Annotated in this window: 15 protein-coding genes and 2 pseudogenes; 16 read left to right on the forward strand and 1 reads right to left on the reverse strand. The window is 61.7% G+C overall.

The genetic code is table 11. The annotated features are described in order from the left end of the window. The first annotated feature begins 5 nt into the window (after window positions 1-5). The 14 genes and pseudogenes from F6X42_RS30230 (at window position 6) to F6X42_RS30295 (ending at window position 12,189) form a co-directional block, all read left to right on the forward strand. The gene (locus F6X42_RS30230) at window positions 6-416 is read left to right on the forward strand and encodes an ExbD/TolR family protein (protein WP_187637703.1); all 411 of its coding nucleotides are present in this window, start codon (window positions 6-8) and stop codon (window positions 414-416) included. Window positions 417-431: 15 nt separating this feature from the next. Beyond that, on the forward strand, window positions 432-1,145 hold the full coding sequence (locus tag F6X42_RS30235) for a TonB family protein (RefSeq protein ID WP_376776458.1): 714 nt from the start codon (window positions 432-434) through the stop codon (window positions 1,143-1,145). A 106-nt stretch (window positions 1,146-1,251) separates the two neighbouring features. Beyond that, window positions 1,252-3,069 (forward strand): putative porin, encoded by a 1,818-nt coding sequence (locus F6X42_RS30240; protein WP_187637705.1) that lies wholly within the window; start codon window positions 1,252-1,254, stop codon window positions 3,067-3,069. A gap of 7 nt (window positions 3,070-3,076) precedes the next feature. Next, window positions 3,077-3,766: a hypothetical protein gene (locus tag F6X42_RS30245; RefSeq protein WP_246530285.1), complete on the forward strand. Its 690-nt coding sequence runs from the start codon at window positions 3,077-3,079 to the stop codon at window positions 3,764-3,766. Between the two features lie 32 nt (window positions 3,767-3,798). Next, complete coding sequence (locus F6X42_RS30250) at window positions 3,799-4,344, forward strand: YbjN domain-containing protein (RefSeq protein WP_187637706.1); 546 nt, start codon at window positions 3,799-3,801, stop codon at window positions 4,342-4,344. Next, window positions 4,341-4,763, forward strand: a complete 423-nt coding sequence (locus F6X42_RS30255; protein ID WP_187637707.1) for a hypothetical protein — start codon at window positions 4,341-4,343, stop codon at window positions 4,761-4,763. The genes F6X42_RS30250 and F6X42_RS30255 overlap by 4 nt, the downstream gene beginning before the upstream one ends. After that, entirely contained in the window at window positions 4,760-5,749 is a 990-nt protein-coding gene (locus F6X42_RS30260) for a peptidylprolyl isomerase (RefSeq protein WP_312892945.1), read from the forward strand. The genes F6X42_RS30255 and F6X42_RS30260 overlap by 4 nt, the downstream gene beginning before the upstream one ends. 146 nt (window positions 5,750-5,895) lie before the next feature. Continuing rightward, window positions 5,896-6,657 (forward strand): hypothetical protein, encoded by a 762-nt coding sequence (locus tag F6X42_RS30265; RefSeq protein ID WP_187637708.1) that lies wholly within the window; start codon window positions 5,896-5,898, stop codon window positions 6,655-6,657. 45 nt (window positions 6,658-6,702) lie between these two features. Further along, window positions 6,703-7,053 (forward strand): hypothetical protein, encoded by a 351-nt coding sequence (locus F6X42_RS30270; protein WP_222945778.1) that lies wholly within the window; start codon window positions 6,703-6,705, stop codon window positions 7,051-7,053. A 360-nt stretch (window positions 7,054-7,413) separates the two neighbouring features. Continuing rightward, window positions 7,414-7,617 (forward strand): hypothetical protein, encoded by a 204-nt coding sequence (locus F6X42_RS30275; RefSeq protein ID WP_187637709.1) that lies wholly within the window; start codon window positions 7,414-7,416, stop codon window positions 7,615-7,617. 114 nt (window positions 7,618-7,731) lie between these two features. Further along, on the forward strand, window positions 7,732-9,162 hold the full coding sequence (locus F6X42_RS30280; protein WP_187637710.1) for a Do family serine endopeptidase: 1,431 nt from the start codon (window positions 7,732-7,734) through the stop codon (window positions 9,160-9,162). A 38-nt stretch (window positions 9,163-9,200) separates the two neighbouring features. Further along, window positions 9,201-9,494 (forward strand): annotated as a pseudogene (locus F6X42_RS30285) (oxidoreductase dimerization domain-containing protein); the annotation flags it as partial. Window positions 9,495-9,911: 417 nt separating this feature from the next. Continuing rightward, complete coding sequence (locus tag F6X42_RS30290) at window positions 9,912-11,249, forward strand: EAL domain-containing protein (protein ID WP_187637711.1); 1,338 nt, start codon at window positions 9,912-9,914, stop codon at window positions 11,247-11,249. Between the two features lie 25 nt (window positions 11,250-11,274). After that, complete coding sequence (locus F6X42_RS30295; RefSeq protein ID WP_376776459.1) at window positions 11,275-12,189, forward strand: HTH-type transcriptional regulator ArgP; 915 nt, start codon at window positions 11,275-11,277, stop codon at window positions 12,187-12,189. A gap of 296 nt (window positions 12,190-12,485) precedes the next feature. Here F6X42_RS30295 and F6X42_RS30300 read toward each other — a convergent pair whose 3' ends face one another. Continuing rightward, window positions 12,486-13,298, reverse strand: a complete 813-nt coding sequence (locus F6X42_RS30300; RefSeq protein ID WP_187637712.1) for a substrate-binding domain-containing protein — start codon at window positions 13,296-13,298, stop codon at window positions 12,486-12,488. An 83-nt stretch (window positions 13,299-13,381) separates the two neighbouring features. Here F6X42_RS30300 and istA point away from each other — a divergent pair, with 83 nt between their 5' ends. Continuing rightward, complete coding sequence (gene istA / locus F6X42_RS30305; RefSeq protein WP_187637713.1) at window positions 13,382-14,392, forward strand: IS21 family transposase; 1,011 nt, start codon at window positions 13,382-13,384, stop codon at window positions 14,390-14,392. Then, window positions 14,389-14,751, forward strand: a pseudogene (locus tag F6X42_RS30310) (ATP-binding protein); the annotation flags it as partial. The gene istA and the pseudogene F6X42_RS30310, both read left to right, overlap by 4 nt. Window positions 14,752-14,860: the final 109 nt, after the last annotated feature.

A 14,860-nucleotide genomic window follows, 5' to 3' on the forward strand; every position in this document is an offset into this window, starting at 1 on the left:
GCGCCATGCAGGTTCAGGACGACGACAAGCCGTATGACGACATCAACATCACGCCGATGCTGGACCTAGCGTATGTACTGCTGATCATTTTCATCATCATGACGACTGCCTCGGTGCAGGGCATCAAGGTCGATCTGCCCAAGGCGAGTTCGTCGACGAGTCTCGCGAAGCCGCAGACCAAGGCGATCACGGTGTCCGACAGCGGCCAGATTTTTCTCGATGCGTATCCGGTGAGTATGACCGAATTGGAGGACCGCTTGCGTACGCAGAAAGCGCTTACGCCGGAGTTCCCGATTGTGCTCAAGGGCGACTCGGCGGTGGCCTACCAGAAAGTGATGGACGTGCTGGACCTGCTGCGCCGCCTTGACCTGTCCCAGGTGGGGCTGGTGACAGGCAAGGCGCATCAGGGCAGCTAGGGACCCGCCATGGAAATGACCTACAACAACGGGCGCGGTGACCGCCCGGACGACGACGGGGCGTCACCGCGCTGGCTCACTCCCGCGATCTCGGGAGTGGTACTGCTCGGTGTCGCCGCGCTGATATGGCATTTCGCGAGCGATACCGCAGGCATGAAGCGGGCCACCGCGCCCCAGGTGACGACGGTCATTCCATTGCCGCCGCCACCGCCACCGCCGCCGCCGAAGCAGAAGCCGCCGCCCGAGAAGATGGACGATGTGAAGACGCCGGTCGACAAGCCGACGGTGGCGCCGAAGCCGTCCGAGACGCCGAAACCGTCGGACAACCAGCCGAAGCAGATGACGATGAACGCGCCAGCGCAGGCGGGTACGGACAGCTTCAACATCGGCGCGGGCGATGGCAGCGGCATGGTGGGCAGCGGCGGCGGCACGGGGAGCTTCGGCAATGCGAGCTACGCGCAATACCTGGGCTACACGCTGCAGCGGGCGATCGAGCAGGACAAGCGGGTTCAGGACGCGGGCGGTGCGCGCTTTGCGGGCAGCCTGAATCTGTGGATGGACCCGTCCGGTCGCATCACGAAGGTGACGATCGTGCAGTCAACGGGCGACGCCCGGATCGACGATGCGGTGATCGCGGCCGTCGAGGAGCTGGGAAGGGTGGACGAACCGCCACCGCCGACGACGATGTACCCGAAGCTTGTCAGGTTACAGGGACGCAAGCCGGGGTAAGCGAACTGTTCGGGCAGATTCAGTAACGGATTCAACAACAGGTTCGCGCACAGGTTGTGAGCGAACGGTGCCAGTAAAAAATCAGCACGCTATGTGGAGAATGGGAATGTCTAAGTATACGGCGGCACGGGGTGGCCGCGGCGGGGCGAGTGACGGCACTCGGCTGCGACGCACGCGGGTCAGTTTCGCGGTACTCGCCGCGCTCGGCATGACGCTTGCCGGTAGCGTCCACGCACAATCGCTCGAGGCGCAGGCTGCGACCGGGGCGGCGGCGCCCACCGAGAGCACGGTGATCAACCTGATCAACCTGCTGGTCAAGCAGGGCGTGTTGACGAAGGCGAATGCGAGCAGCCTGATCGCGCAGGCACAGGCTGAAGCCGCACAGGCGAAGGTAGCGTCGAATAGCCGTGCCGCAGCACCGGCTGCGGCCGTGGTGAACGCACCCACGCAACCCGGTGACGTCGCGGTTCCGTACGTGCCACAGGTGGTGCGCGACCAGATCCGCGACCAGGTCAAACAGGAGGTCGTCGCTCAGGCCAAGGCCGAGAACTGGGCGCAACCCAATACGTTCCCGGATTGGGTCTCGCGCATCAAGATCGACGGCGACGTGCGTGTGCGGGACGAATACCATTTCTATTCGCCGAATAACGCGAACGATTTCACGAACTTCGCCGCGATCAATCAGGGCGGCGGCTTCGACATCAATCCGAATACGAATCACACCAACCTGCCGACGATCAACTCGACAGAGAACCGTAACAACCTGGCGCGCTACCGTGCGCGCCTGGGGGTCACGGCGACGCTGTCCGATGAGTTCACCGCGGGTATCCAGCTCGCGAGCGGCAACGATAACGGGCCGGTCTCGACGACGGCGACGGCCGGTGGCGGCTTTGCGAAGAAAGATATCTGGCTGAACAAGGTTTATATCAGGTACCAGCCCACCGCCTGGCTGAACATCACGGCGGGCCGGTTCGACAATCCGTTCTTCTCGTCGGATCTGCTGTTCTCCAATGACCTTGAGATGGACGGTCTCGCGGCGAACTTCCGTCATGCATTGCCGGCCAATCCGGACGTGACGCTGTTCGGCACCTTAGGCATATTCCCGATCCAGTACACGAGCGACAGCTTCCCGTCGAACAGCATCCAGAAGTCGGGCAACGACACCAAATGGATGCTCGGCGCTCAGGTCGGCGCGCAGTGGAAGATCAACGAGCAGAATCGCCTGAAGGGTGCGCTCGCGTACTACGACTTCCAGAACATGCGCGGCTCGCTGTCCTCGCCGTGCGCGCTTTATCTGGGCGCGACGAGCTGCAGCACGGACAACGAGGCGCCGGCCTTCATCCAGGGCGGCAACACGATGATAGCGTTGCGCAACATCGCGCAGAACCCGAACCTGGCACCGGGTATGACGCCCGAGCCGCAGCTCTTTGGTCTCGCATTCAATTACCGGCTCTTCGACGTAAAGGCGCAGTGGGACACGGTAGTGGCCAACCGGGTGAAGTTACGGCTGGACGGCGAGTATGTGCGCAATCTGGCCTACAACGAGGACAAGGCGTTCAGCGCGGCATCGTTGCCCGTCAACAACTACGACTCGAGCTCGGCAAACGTGTCGCAATCGGACTTCAAGAGCGGCCCGAACGGTTTCATGGCAAAGGCGACGATCGGCGAGCCGGAGCCGAAGCACAGGGGCGACTGGAACTTCACGATTGCGTACAAGTACCTGCAGCCCGATGCGACGCTGGATGCGTTCACCGACCCAGACTTCCACCTGGGGGGTACCAACGCAAAGGGCTACATCCTGGGTGCGGCATACGCGGTCGCCCGCGATACGTGGCTCTCGGCACGCTATCTGAGTGCGAGAGAAGTGTACGGGGCGCCGCTGTCGATCGACGTGCTGCAGCTTGAACTGAATGCACGGTTCTGAGGTGATCATGCGAAAACATCGGGTGATCGTGGCGGCTGGCGCGGCGGCAATCTGGTTGTGTGCGATCACGCCGGCCTCGGCGCAGAGCATCGAGGACAAACTGCGTACGCAGTTGCGTTCGACCACACAGGAGCTTCGGCAACTGCAGGATACACAGGCGCAATTACAGGCCGACAGGACCGCGGCTGGGCAGCAACGCGACAAGGCGCTTGCGGACCTGAAGCAGGCCCAGGCGGATCTGGCGGCGGCGAAGGGCAAGTCGGGCGCGGAGGTGAATGCGGAGCGCGCGTTGACGGCCGAGAAGTCCAGTCACGCGAAGGACGTTCAACAGCTCGAGAAGTACAGATCCTCGTATGAAGAGCTGCTTGCGCTGTCACGTTCGCGTGATGCTGAGCGCACACAATTGCAGGCGTTGGGCAACACGCAGGCAGAGCAGTTACGAACGTGTGAAGCGAAAAACGTCCAGCTATATCAGGTCGGACAGGAAGTGCTGAATGCGTACGAGCACGTGGGCCTGGGCAGCTTCCTGAGCTCGCGCGAACCGTTCGCACAGGGCGCGCGGGTGAAATACGACGAGATCGCGCAGCGTTACGGCGACCAGACGCATGCGGGTAGGTTCGACCCCGCGGCGAAGGCGGTGAGCCCTGCCAGTGCTCCAGGTACCGATGCGTCTGCAGCGTCCCCTGCGTCTAAATAAGGTGAACTGAATTGACATCAAAGGAAAGAACCATGACGAACGAAGAACGAGATGCGATCGGGACTGCGGCAATGAATCAGACCGCCGAGGCAGTCATCGAGGCCGTCAGCGTCGAACAGCTGGGCGACATCTTCAAAACGGCTGGCTATCGTGTCACGGCCGCCGAACAGAATGGTCTCGTGCAACTGATGAGTGCGAGCCAGGGAGTGGGTTTCGCCGTGCGCTTTGGCAACCGCAGCGCTGAGGACGGACAGTATCTGGACTACACGCTGAGTTGCGCATTGCAGGTCCAGGGAGAGTTGCCCGCAGAGATCGTGTCGGGCTGGAACCGTACGAAACGCTTTACGCGGTTATGGGTGCAGGCGCAGTTCCTGGTACTGGAGATGGATGTGGTGGTGGGCGGCGTGACGGAACGACACCTCCGCTCGACGATCGAGTTATGGGACCGGCTGATCCAGGAATTCCTGCTGCATTTGCGCAATCGGCCCGCCATGGCGGCAGTCGAAGCTCAAGGCGCCAGTCAGTCTGGCGAGGCCGCGGGCACGGGCGAGAGCGGGCTCAAGGCGACGCTGCAATGACATCGCGCGGCCGGATCGGAGCGCTTTTTGCCGCGTTGCTTGCGCTCGTGAGCGGCAGTCTGCGTGCCCAGTCGGACGTTGTGACATTGGATAAGGCGCCGCAGGCGTGGGTGGTCTATGCGCAACGTGTTTCGCAGCTATTCCAGACGGCTCTCGAGAGTGACGCGGCGCACCGGGTTCATGCGCGCTTTGAGCAGAGTGCGTCGGGTGCAACGGGTGGGGCGCCGCCAGTCCTGAGAGTGAAGGCGTGGTTCGAACCGGACGGCCGGGTAAGCCACGTCGAATTCGACTCGCTGGGAGATAACGAGGCCGACGCTGAGCTTCGGCAAGTGTTATTGGCGCAGAACATCGGTGCGAAGCCGCCGCACGGTATGGCGCAACCTCTCGTTGTGCGGCTCATGTTCGGGGCCGCGCTTTGACCGGGAGCGGAACAGCGCGGAGCAGGCCGCTCATTGATACGCCTGTGACCAGGCAACGATGTTCTGTCATTCAAAATTTTGTAGCGGGAGTGAAGGTGAAGAAACTTGCAATGGTATTCGGTGGTCTCGTCCTGAGCCTGCCGCTGGCAGGGTATGCACAAAGTGATGTAATCGCTAGCGTCGGTAAGGCGTCAGTCACGCAGGCAGATATCGAAGCGCTTATCAAACCGTTGAGCCCCGACAATCGACTCCGTCTCGCGGCCGAGCCTGCAACACTGGATCAGATGGTGCGCGCGCAGCTTGCCGACAAGTCAGTCCTTGCCGAGGCGAAAGTCAAAGGCTGGGATAGGCAGCCGCAGGTGCAGGCGGCCATCGAGAATGCGCAGCGCGAAATCATTGTGCGCAGCTATCTGGCTTCCGTCAGCGCGCCGCCGGCCGACTATCCGTCGGATGCAGATATCCAGAGCGCGTATAACCAGAACCACGCGGCGTTCACCGCGCCGCGCATGCTGCGTATCTCGCAGCTCTTGGTAGCAACTGCGTCGAATGCGGATGCCGCGAGCATCGACAAGGCTCGCCGTCGGGCGACGGATCTGGCGCGCCAGGCGCAAGCATCCGGTGGGGATTTCGCTACGCTCGCGAAGGCGAATTCGCAGGACAAAACCAGCGCGGCGAACGGCGGCGACATGGGTTTTACGCCTGAAACCAGTCTGGTGCCGGAGATTCGCCAGGTTGTCGGAAAACTGAAAGTCGGTGATGTGGCGGGTCCGGTCCAGACGGCAGCCGGATTCCATGTGATCAAACTGGTCGACACACGCCCGCCTGGGCTTCGGCCGCTGGCTGACGTGAAGGAACAGATCCGCGCAGTATTGCGGCAACAACGCATGCAACAGAATGCGCAGGCGTATCTGGCAAAACTTGCGGGGCCCACCACCGTGACGATTAATGAGAGCGCGCTGAAGAAGGCATTGGCAGCGGCGCAATAAAGCGATGCGCTCAGGACAGCGGGCACGCAGCAACAGACAAGGAGAACGCCGTGGCGCAGACCGCGCACCCCCTCACCGGACACCTGGGCAACGATTCACATACCGGGCGCCCGAATCCTGAACGTGCCCCAGGCGTTCACGCCCGCATGGAATTCACAATCGACCCGCAGACTTATCTGGCCGCGCTCGTTGCCGCCGGTGCGACGGATGTGGGACCGCTCACACGTTGCCCGCTGTGCCAGAGCGACCTTGCGCCGGCACGTGGCGCACGCCATGCTGCCGGTGCAGCGGGACATCTCCGGCACAAACACCGCACCAACGATGCGGGTTGCGTGTTGACTACCAGCGCTTACCAGCCGAAGGAACTGGTCGCTCAGGAACGGCGCGACGTGATAGTGGGTGGGCGTCACCGGGAACATTTCATCGGTCGGTGGACGCACCACTACGTTGCTGCCCGGCGGCTTCTGCCATCGCTGACCGTGCAGAGATTTGCGACTGTAATCGCGTATGCGGACGTGCTGAATCTATGGTCGTGTGCTGTGTTGCAACAGGAGGATGTTCCTGTGGTGCTGCTCGTGCTGGCAGGGTTCATGCGATTGCCGAATGACGCGAATGGCGCGGCCTGGGTGCGATTCTGGTTCGACACGAGCGTTCAGGAAGTGGAAGACCTGTGGAAGCCCCGGCCGGTCCCACCCCGACTTTTCCAGGTGGCGTACCGCGAGCCGGAATTCACGCCGTTTCCTACCGGCATGCAGGTGCTGTACTGGAACGAGGTGGCGAGTCGGCCCGGATGGCTCGACGGACCGGCGCCGGAATTATCGCCTGCGGAAATGGCGGAGTTCAGACGGTTTGTGGCGCGCGGAAGAGGACATCTAAATCGTGGTCCCGATGATCGACACGACAGGTAGCGATGTGCCATCGTGAGCGGACGTCAGCAAAGTTAGGAGAAGGCGATGACAGCTTGTCAGTGGAGCAGACATACGCTAGTGGCGCTAGTGGGGTTGAGCCTGGCCGGCACCGCGTGGGCGCAGTCGGTGGCTCCAGCCTCGAAGCCCGTATGCGTCGATGCGGAGGTCGATGGCGTACGCACGTTGTCGTACGGCTGTCTGAGCCGGGAACTTGCGCCGACACCGATCGCAGGTGGTGCCGCATCGCAGACGGCGGCCGAGGCGCTTGTAAGGGGCCCATCAAACCAGGTGGGTACTTTTAACCTGTCTGGCGAGCAGAATCGCTTCGGCGCGAATTGGGGAAAGTCGGTGGCACCACAACGCCCGCCAGCGCAACAGGTCGTACCGCCGCGGTGAGTGGAGGTGACATTGAGCGGGATCAGGAAGACATGAACGAAGAGGGAAAAGCGTCGGGCGTGCCGGCTCAATCCCCGGGCAGAGGAATCATTTTGGTGCCTAACCCGGTGATGATTGCACGGCCAGTGGGTATGACGAACACGCCAGAACGGAATGCGCATGCCTTTCTGCCCGGAGGCGAAAGGCGGAATTGGCAGCCAGACGAAAAATCCCGCGGAAGGGATGGTGACGGGGCCAGGCGCGAGGCAATAGTGGCCTTGCGCTGTCAATGGGCAAGCGCGTGATCCTGTGGGATGAGTACTAGCAAGGTCTGGCGCGGCGCGAATGATCATGATCCGGTGTTGTGATGGAGAGCAAGTCATGTACGACAGCGAAACAGAGAGCGAAGCAGCAACCGGTACATATAGCCACGCCCGAGCCATCCTGCGAGGTGCCGGTGGCTGGATCGACTGGGATAACGTGGGCGATCGCCCAGACTGGCAGTCTGGCGGGATCGTGCTAGATGGCCGATTTACGCTGGATGAATTGCGGGCGATTCTGGTTTTCGCACGCCACGCGGGATGAAACGCTGAGCAGGGAAGCATACGGTTCGGTTGACTGGGGTGAACGATACGGAGGAGAGAAAGCGTGATGGATCAGCGCAGGCGGCAGCGACGGGAAAGAGAAATTGAAACCGGTATGACGGACAGCAGGCTTGTGGGTGTCAAGCAGGCGCTGCTCATCGTTGCAGTCGTCATCACGGTACTGACGGCCGAAGGTGGTCTGCCTGGTCCTGCTGTCGCACAGGAGACGATGCCTGCGGCAGGGTCGCTGTTCGCGGTGCCGAACTTCGCAACGCTCGTCAAGCGCTACGGTCCGGCGGTGGTCAACATCAGCGTGACGCGTGAAGTTACCCAGATGGGCATCCAGTTGCCTCCCGGCATCGCACCGGGCAATCCGCTTGCGCCGTTTCTCGCACGTCGTGTGATCGGCAATCGCGAGGAAGTGAGTCTGGGCTCCGGATTCATTGTGAGCGCCGATGGCGTCATTCTGACTAATCGCCATGTGGTGGATGACGCCAGCGAGGTCAACGTCAAGCTCACGGATAAACGCGAATTCAAAGGCAAGGTACTCGGCAGTGATGCACTGTCCGACGTGGCAATCATCAAGATCAACGCACAGAATCTGCCTGTTGTCGTGACGGGCAATCCGAACCGCACCGAGGTAGGCGACTGGGTGATGGCGATCGGCTCGCCGTATGGTTTTGCGAATACCGTCACTGCGGGCATCGTCAGCGCCAAATCGCGCTCGCTGCCAGGCGAAGCGTACATCCCGTTTATCCAGACTGACGTGCCGATTAATCCTGGAAATTCGGGTGGGCCGCTCTTCGATCTGAACGGACGTGTGATCGCGATTAATTCGAACATCTATTCGAAGACGGGGGGCTATCAGGGACTGTCGTTCGCGATCCCGATCGATATCGCACTGGATGTGAAGGACCAACTGATCAGGACCGGTGAGGTGACCCGTGGACATCTGGGGGTGGCGGTCCAGGAAGTGAGTCAGTCGCTCGCGCACTCGTTTGGATTACCGAGGCCAGACGGGGCGCTCATCAGCTCGGTCGACCCGGCCGGGCCGGCTGCGCAGGCTGGATTGCAGGCTGGCGACGTGGTGCTCACGGTCAACGGCAGCGTGATCGACGAATCGGCGGACCTGCTGACGACAGTCGCCAGGTTACGGCCGGGGCAGCAGGCTGACCTGCGGGTCTGGCGCTCCGGTGCGGCTACCCGGATAACAGTCGCGATTGGCGCCCTGGACAGTAACGGAGGTGCGCCCGCGACCGTGCAGGCACCGTCCCGTCTCGGGGTGACGGTGCGCCCCCTCACGGCGCAGGAGCAGCAGAAGATGGGTGTCGATCACGGCCTGCTGATCCAGCAGGTGAGTGGCCAGGCGGCTCGTGTGGGACTGAAGGTGGGTGACATCGTCCTTGCAGTCAACGAAACATCGGTGGCGACGATCGATCAGCTTACTGACCAGTTCAGGCAGACCAGGGGGAATGCCGCCCTACTGGTCCAGCGTGGTACGACGCGCCTGTATCTGCCCGTCGATGTGACCGGGGGGGCGGCATGACACGAACGAAAACGCTCGCCCTCGGCGGGTTGTTGGGGCCGGGGGCGGCATCGGGCCGCGCGATCTCGAACGGTCGCGACGAGGGTTTCACGAAGCTGATCCTCGACGAGGAAACCCATCGCGTGCTCGGCAGCGGCATCGTGGGCCTGAATGCGGGCGAGCTCTTTAGCGAAGTGTGCCTCGCGGTCGGGATGGACGCAGACGTGGAAGATGTCGGCAAGACGATCCATCCGCACCCGACGCTCGGCGAATCGATCGCGATGGCCGCCGAGCTGTACGAAGGCGTCTGTACCGATTTGCCGCGGAAGCGCGAAAAGGCAGGTCCGAAGTAAACGTAGGTCATCGGAGGTCATCGAGGTCATCGGGGTCTGTCAATCACGTGTTGCAGCGAGCCGGTCACTACCTTCGATCCTCAGGATCGCCGTACTGTGACCTTCACAAACGATGAGGAAGTTATGACGATTGTGGGAATGTCATTGAGAAATATGGTGGAGGACTGGCTGGCGCCCGACCCGAACGGAGGATTTCGGGTCAGCCACTACGGACGATCCAGCAGGGGGCGATATGTATGCGTCGTCGCAGACAATGTAAGCGGGTCAAAGGCGATGTTCTTTCTTCGACACCGAAACGGGAAATGGTGCATTTTCCCACCCGATCCAGAGAGGCCTGCCATGCGCATCGCTGAAGTTTCGTATGCCCGAGGCGTGCAGCGAAAAGTACGTGTGGACGTTTAGCATACCGAGGTGATTATGGCATCCAGAAATCCTGCTCACGAGCTGCCCAGATCCGCACCGATCCGGCCTGCCGGGCAGGAGGGCGATGATAGTAAGTGCGAAGCGTGCAAGGAGAGTTTCGATGATCAGCGACAGACGGAAGATCGTCCCCGTTCGTGCCAGTGGTCGATGCCCACACGAGTCGACGCGCAGGCGGAGCCTGCCGGATCGGTCGGGGAGCTCTGCGTCGTCGCAACGATCGTCAATCTGCGCGAGATCGAGCAGGTGTATGGCGAGACGACTGCACTTGGCGTGCGGCATGCCGTCCATGAGCGGGCCCGGGCGCTCTCACGATCAGGGAGGGCTACCGTTGCAACAACCGGTGCGCATATCGTTTTTATCTTCGACCTGTCCTGCCTGTCCTACAAGGGCAGCGCGTCGGAGCAGTTATGCGGGCCCCTCATCGAGCACCGGGTAGTCAAGGTACTTGGCGCGTACGCCGTACCACAGGGAGACGCGGCCATCATGCCTGTCGTACGCGCGTCAGCGATGCGCTCCGGGTATCAACCCTTTCAGGATTTCATCGATGCGGCAAACCTGGCGACTGCGGGCCATCACTGGTGTGAGCGGTACAGGGCCGATATGGTGGTGGCTGCTGCCGTCTTCGCGGCGCTGGAGGAGAAAAGGCTCGATTTCGATCGGGAACCCGTTTGCGCCGCCGGCGATTCGCAGGATGTGACGTACTACGAGGTACTGCTTTGCGAGATAAGGAACGGCCAGCGCATCCGTATCGGTAGTCTCGTGGGGGCCGTTGAGCGCCTGGGAATGGTGAGGCGGCTCGACGAATGGGTCGTCGACGCGACGATCGCCGCATTGCGCCGCAATCCTGCGCTGCGACTCGGCTGTAATGTGTCCGCGCATAGCGCCACACTCGATGCGTGGTGGACACCGATCGTCTCCCAGTTGCATGCAGACAGATGCCTTGCTTCGAGGCTGACGATCGAGATTACGGAAACAGCCGCATTGACTTCGACGACAGAAGCACGGAACTTCGTCAGGACGTTCCAGGCTCTCGGCTGCCAGATGGCACTGGATGACCTGGGCAAAGGCCACAACAATCTGATCGCCCTGATCGGGCTTGGCGTCGATATCGTCAAGATCGATCTGCGTTGCCTGAGACAGGAAGGCGGCACCCGAAGTCCCCTGGGTCTGCGCCCGCTTATCGAGTTCGCGAAGACTTACGCGGCGAGCGTCATCGTCGAAGGCATCGAGACTGAGGACGATGCGCAACAGGCGCGGGAGTGCGGGGCGAGCTGCCTTCAGGGCTATCTCTATTCAGGTCCTTCGCCAAACACTGGTGCGGAACGTGGATGAAAGGGTGTTCATGAAAGTGGGCGCGATGTTGAACACGGTCGAGCTGGAGACATTTGCCGCAGTGGTCGAAAATCGCAGCTTCACGCAGGCGGCGGTCGCGCTGAATATCTCCTCTGCTGCCGCGACGCGCCGCGTCAAGCGGCTCGAACAGTCGGTCGGGGCGCTACTGCTGCTCCGCGAACCGACGGTGATACCGACGAAAGCGGGCGAAGACGTGTTTCGTCATTTCATGACGGTCCGGCTTCAGGAGGATGACCTGCTGCGGCGTGTCACGCCGGGGAGGGCGGCGACAACAGCGCTTGCCCTTGCCGTCAATGCCGATTCGCTTGCCACCTGGTTTGAGCCGGTCACGCGTGAGCTGGCGCAACACCATGTGGCGCTTGAGATCGTCGTGGACGATCAGGATCATACGCTCGAGGCGCTGGCGCGCGGCGACGTCAAAGGCTTTCTGTCCACGCAACCGGAACCGGTGGTCGATCGTTTCGTGGCGGAGCCGGTCGGACAGATGCGCTATCAGTGTGTCGCCACCCCCGCATTCGCCCGCGAACATTTCGCCGGTGGTCTGACCTTGCCGGGCGTGCTTGAGGTCACCGCCATCCTGTTTGACAGGAAGGACGCCCTGCACGATGTGTTTTTCGGGCTGCATTTCGGGGTGACGGTCGGCCGGTACCCCAGGCACTATTTTCCTTCGCCGGCGGCCTTGCTCAATGCGATCCTGGACGAGCTCGGTTACGGACTGGTCCCCGCCATGCAGGCCGAACCGCTGATCAGTGGCGGCAGCCTGGTGGCGCTCGCCTCCGGGCACGACCTGATGATCGATCTTTACTGGCATCACTGGGAGCAGGAGCCCGAGCCGCTCGCGACAATGAGTGAGCTGGTCATGGCAGCGGCGCGGCGGAGCCTGGTTCAACCGGTGCTAGGGGACGCGCGCGCGAGTTGACGGAGCATTGCGACTCGCCGACATGATGCTTGCCGTCGACTCTTCCGGTCGCGGTTATCACGCCGCTCGTCGCCGGCATAGAAGATGCGCTTCGTCGTCCGCCAGCAATTGCCGCAGAATCATTTCGGGCCGCCTTCGATGTCTACGTCGAAGGCACCGACCAATACAATGATCCACGTGAACATCAGATTTCATGGGACCAATTCCGGCAGGGACTGCCGCGATACCGCGAGCTCATCGGCTTTCACAATGGCCCGAAAATCGGATGGTTCTTATCTTCACAACCTCGGGAGCATCTAGTCGATGCAGGGCCCGTCGGAATTACCGATTTCAAGGGTAGGCTGCCATAAAACTTGCAGCTTCTCGGGTGGCTCGCCGTGGAGCACCGCGAGCATTAGCTCAGTGATCTTCTCACCGACCTCATGCGGAACGGGCGATTGCAGTGCCGTGAAGTTGTAGCCGGTGAGCGTGTCCGAAGGGAGGCCATCGTTGATGATGATCGACATTTCGCTGCCGATCGTAATCCCGGCGTCAACCAGCGCACGCACGGCACCTATGCCACACGGAGGGTTGTCCACGATGACGGCCGTCGGTCGCGGATTGCATGAAAGAAGGTGTGCCATTGCTTCGTGTCCGCCGGCGCTATTGAGCGTACGTTCGACCATGTAGCGTGCGTCTACGGGCAGACCAGCGGCGGCCATCGCCTCAACGTAGCCCTTGCGCGCCCGTGTTACAAAGCCCAATTCCAATGGGCCGTTGAGCAATGCGATCCGACGGTGGCCAAGGTTGATGAGCCGCTCAACCGCCTGACGCAATCCGGCCTCGGTATCGAAATCAAACCAGGCGTACGGGCCAGGGAGGATACTGCGGCCGTACGCGACGAACGGAATGCGCATTTTCGCAAGATACTGCAGCCGTGGGTCATTCAGTTTTGTGCGTGCGACGACCATGCCATCGACGCGGCGTCCTTCAGTCATCCGCTCGTAGGTACGGAGTTCGTCGGCGTTAGAGGTCGAGGCAATGATCAGATACATGTCGGCGCGTTCGAGGGCCCTATTCATGCCGGACACGATGTCGAGGAAGTATGGATCTCCAAGGTTATGCGCCATAAGTGTTAGCGCCGATGTAAAAATGACCCTAGCGCCGAAGTAAACCTGACCCACCTGGGAGACGATGGCGGCTTTTGCCGCCGATGCTGAATCAGGAGCAAGCAGTGGAAATCAAGGTATTGGCCCGGCGCGGGACGGCGGTGCGTGAGATAGCGAGGCAAACAGGTTTATCGCGCAACACCGTGCGACGCTATCTGAGGAACGAGCAGGCAAGCCGTTACAGCCAGCGTGAGCCGCGAGCGACGAAGCTCGACCCGTTCAAGGACTATCTGCTGGAGCGCGTCGCCGCCGCGCGGCCGCACTGGATTCCGGCAACGGTTCTGCTACGCGAATTGCAGGAGGCGGGATACGAAGGTGGCATCAGTCAGCTCAAGGCGTTTCTGGTGCCCCACAAGCGTTCTGAAGCCGAGCCAGTGGTGCGTTTCGAGACCGCGCCCGGCAAGCAGATGCAAGCCGATTTCACGGTTATCCGCCGAGGACGCGAGCCATTGCTCGCGCTGGTCGCGACGATGGGTTACAGCCGCGCGAGCTTCGTGCGGTTCACCGCGCGTGAGGATGCCGCGACATTGTGCGAATGCCTACGTGAGGCGCTCGTCTACTTCGGCGGCACGCCGGAGCATGTGCTGTTTGACAACGCGAAGTCGGTGGTCATCGAGCGCGATGCATTCGGCGAAGGCGAGCATCGCTGGAACCCACAGTTGCTTGCGCTGGCTGAGACCTACGGCTTCACGCCGAAGGTGTGTCGCCCGTATCGCGCCAAGACCAAGGGCAAGGTCGAACGGTTCAACCGCTATCTGAAGGAGAGCTTCGTTGTGCCGCTTGCCGCGACGCTCAGGTCATCGGGCTTGAGGCTGGATGTAGAGGCCGCCAACGCGCATATCGGTCGATGGCTGGCGGAGGTTGCCAACACGCGCCGTCATGCGACGACGGGCGAGCGTCCGGCAGTGAGGCTTGCTGCCGAGCAGGCGGCGCTTCTGCCGTTGCCGGCGCAAGCACCTGCGCTTGCTGTGCCGGACAACCGTCGCGTGCTGCCGCGCGAGAGCCTGCAGCATCCGCTGGCGGTATACGACGCGTTGCTGGAGGTCGCAGCATGAATCTGCAACATGAACGGATTGCCGGACTGTGTGCACAACTGAAGCTGGACTGCATCGCCACCGACTGGGCGCCGCTCGCACAACGCACTGCGACGACCGATTCGAGTATGGCCGATTTCCTTGAACAGCTTCTGCAAGCGGAACTCGGTGCGCGCGAGCAGCGCAAGCGTCAGGTGCTAACGAAGCTGGCGGCGCTGCCCGGCATCAAGACGCTGGAGCAATACGACTTCAGCTTCGCCAGCGGCGCACCGCGTGCTCAGGTTCAGGAGCTGGCGAGCCTGGCGTTCATTGAGCGGGCCGAGAATGTCGTGCTGCTCGGGCCTTCCGGGGTCGGCAAGACACAGGTATCTATAGCAGTGCGGGGTTGACGCCGAGGGCCAAGTCGATGATGGGGCTGCAAGGCGCCTCGACGAAGTGATCGCGGGTCGACCTCGTACCATCGAATTCAATAGCTTCTTATCTGAATCT

Source organism: Paraburkholderia podalyriae, assembly GCF_014397785.1.
Lineage (GTDB): Bacteria > Pseudomonadota > Gammaproteobacteria > Burkholderiales > Burkholderiaceae > Paraburkholderia > Paraburkholderia podalyriae.

Bases quoted from the DNA above. Each gene is read 5' to 3' on its own strand.
- F6X42_RS30230 (WP_187637703.1), top strand. From the start codon at position 6: ATGCAGGTTCAGGACGACGACAAGCCGTATGACGACATCAACATCACG.
- F6X42_RS30235 (WP_376776458.1), top strand. From the start codon at position 432: ATGACCTACAACAACGGGCGCGGTGACCGCCCGGACGACGACGGGGCG.
- F6X42_RS30240 (WP_187637705.1), top strand. From the start codon at position 1,252: ATGTCTAAGTATACGGCGGCACGGGGTGGCCGCGGCGGGGCGAGTGAC.
- F6X42_RS30245 (WP_246530285.1), top strand. From the start codon at position 3,077: ATGCGAAAACATCGGGTGATCGTGGCGGCTGGCGCGGCGGCAATCTGG.
- F6X42_RS30250 (WP_187637706.1), top strand. From the start codon at position 3,799: ATGACGAACGAAGAACGAGATGCGATCGGGACTGCGGCAATGAATCAG.
- F6X42_RS30255 (WP_187637707.1), top strand. From the start codon at position 4,341: ATGACATCGCGCGGCCGGATCGGAGCGCTTTTTGCCGCGTTGCTTGCG.
- F6X42_RS30265 (WP_187637708.1), top strand. From the start codon at position 5,896: ATGGAATTCACAATCGACCCGCAGACTTATCTGGCCGCGCTCGTTGCC.
- F6X42_RS30270 (WP_222945778.1), top strand. From the start codon at position 6,703: ATGACAGCTTGTCAGTGGAGCAGACATACGCTAGTGGCGCTAGTGGGG.
- F6X42_RS30275 (WP_187637709.1), top strand. From the start codon at position 7,414: ATGTACGACAGCGAAACAGAGAGCGAAGCAGCAACCGGTACATATAGC.
- F6X42_RS30280 (WP_187637710.1), top strand. From the start codon at position 7,732: ATGACGGACAGCAGGCTTGTGGGTGTCAAGCAGGCGCTGCTCATCGTT.
- F6X42_RS30290 (WP_187637711.1), top strand. From the start codon at position 9,912: ATGGCATCCAGAAATCCTGCTCACGAGCTGCCCAGATCCGCACCGATC.
- F6X42_RS30295 (WP_376776459.1), top strand. From the start codon at position 11,275: ATGTTGAACACGGTCGAGCTGGAGACATTTGCCGCAGTGGTCGAAAAT.
- F6X42_RS30300 (WP_187637712.1), bottom strand. From the start codon at position 13,298: ATGGCGCATAACCTTGGAGATCCATACTTCCTCGACATCGTGTCCGGC.
- istA (WP_187637713.1), top strand. From the start codon at position 13,382: ATGCTGAATCAGGAGCAAGCAGTGGAAATCAAGGTATTGGCCCGGCGC.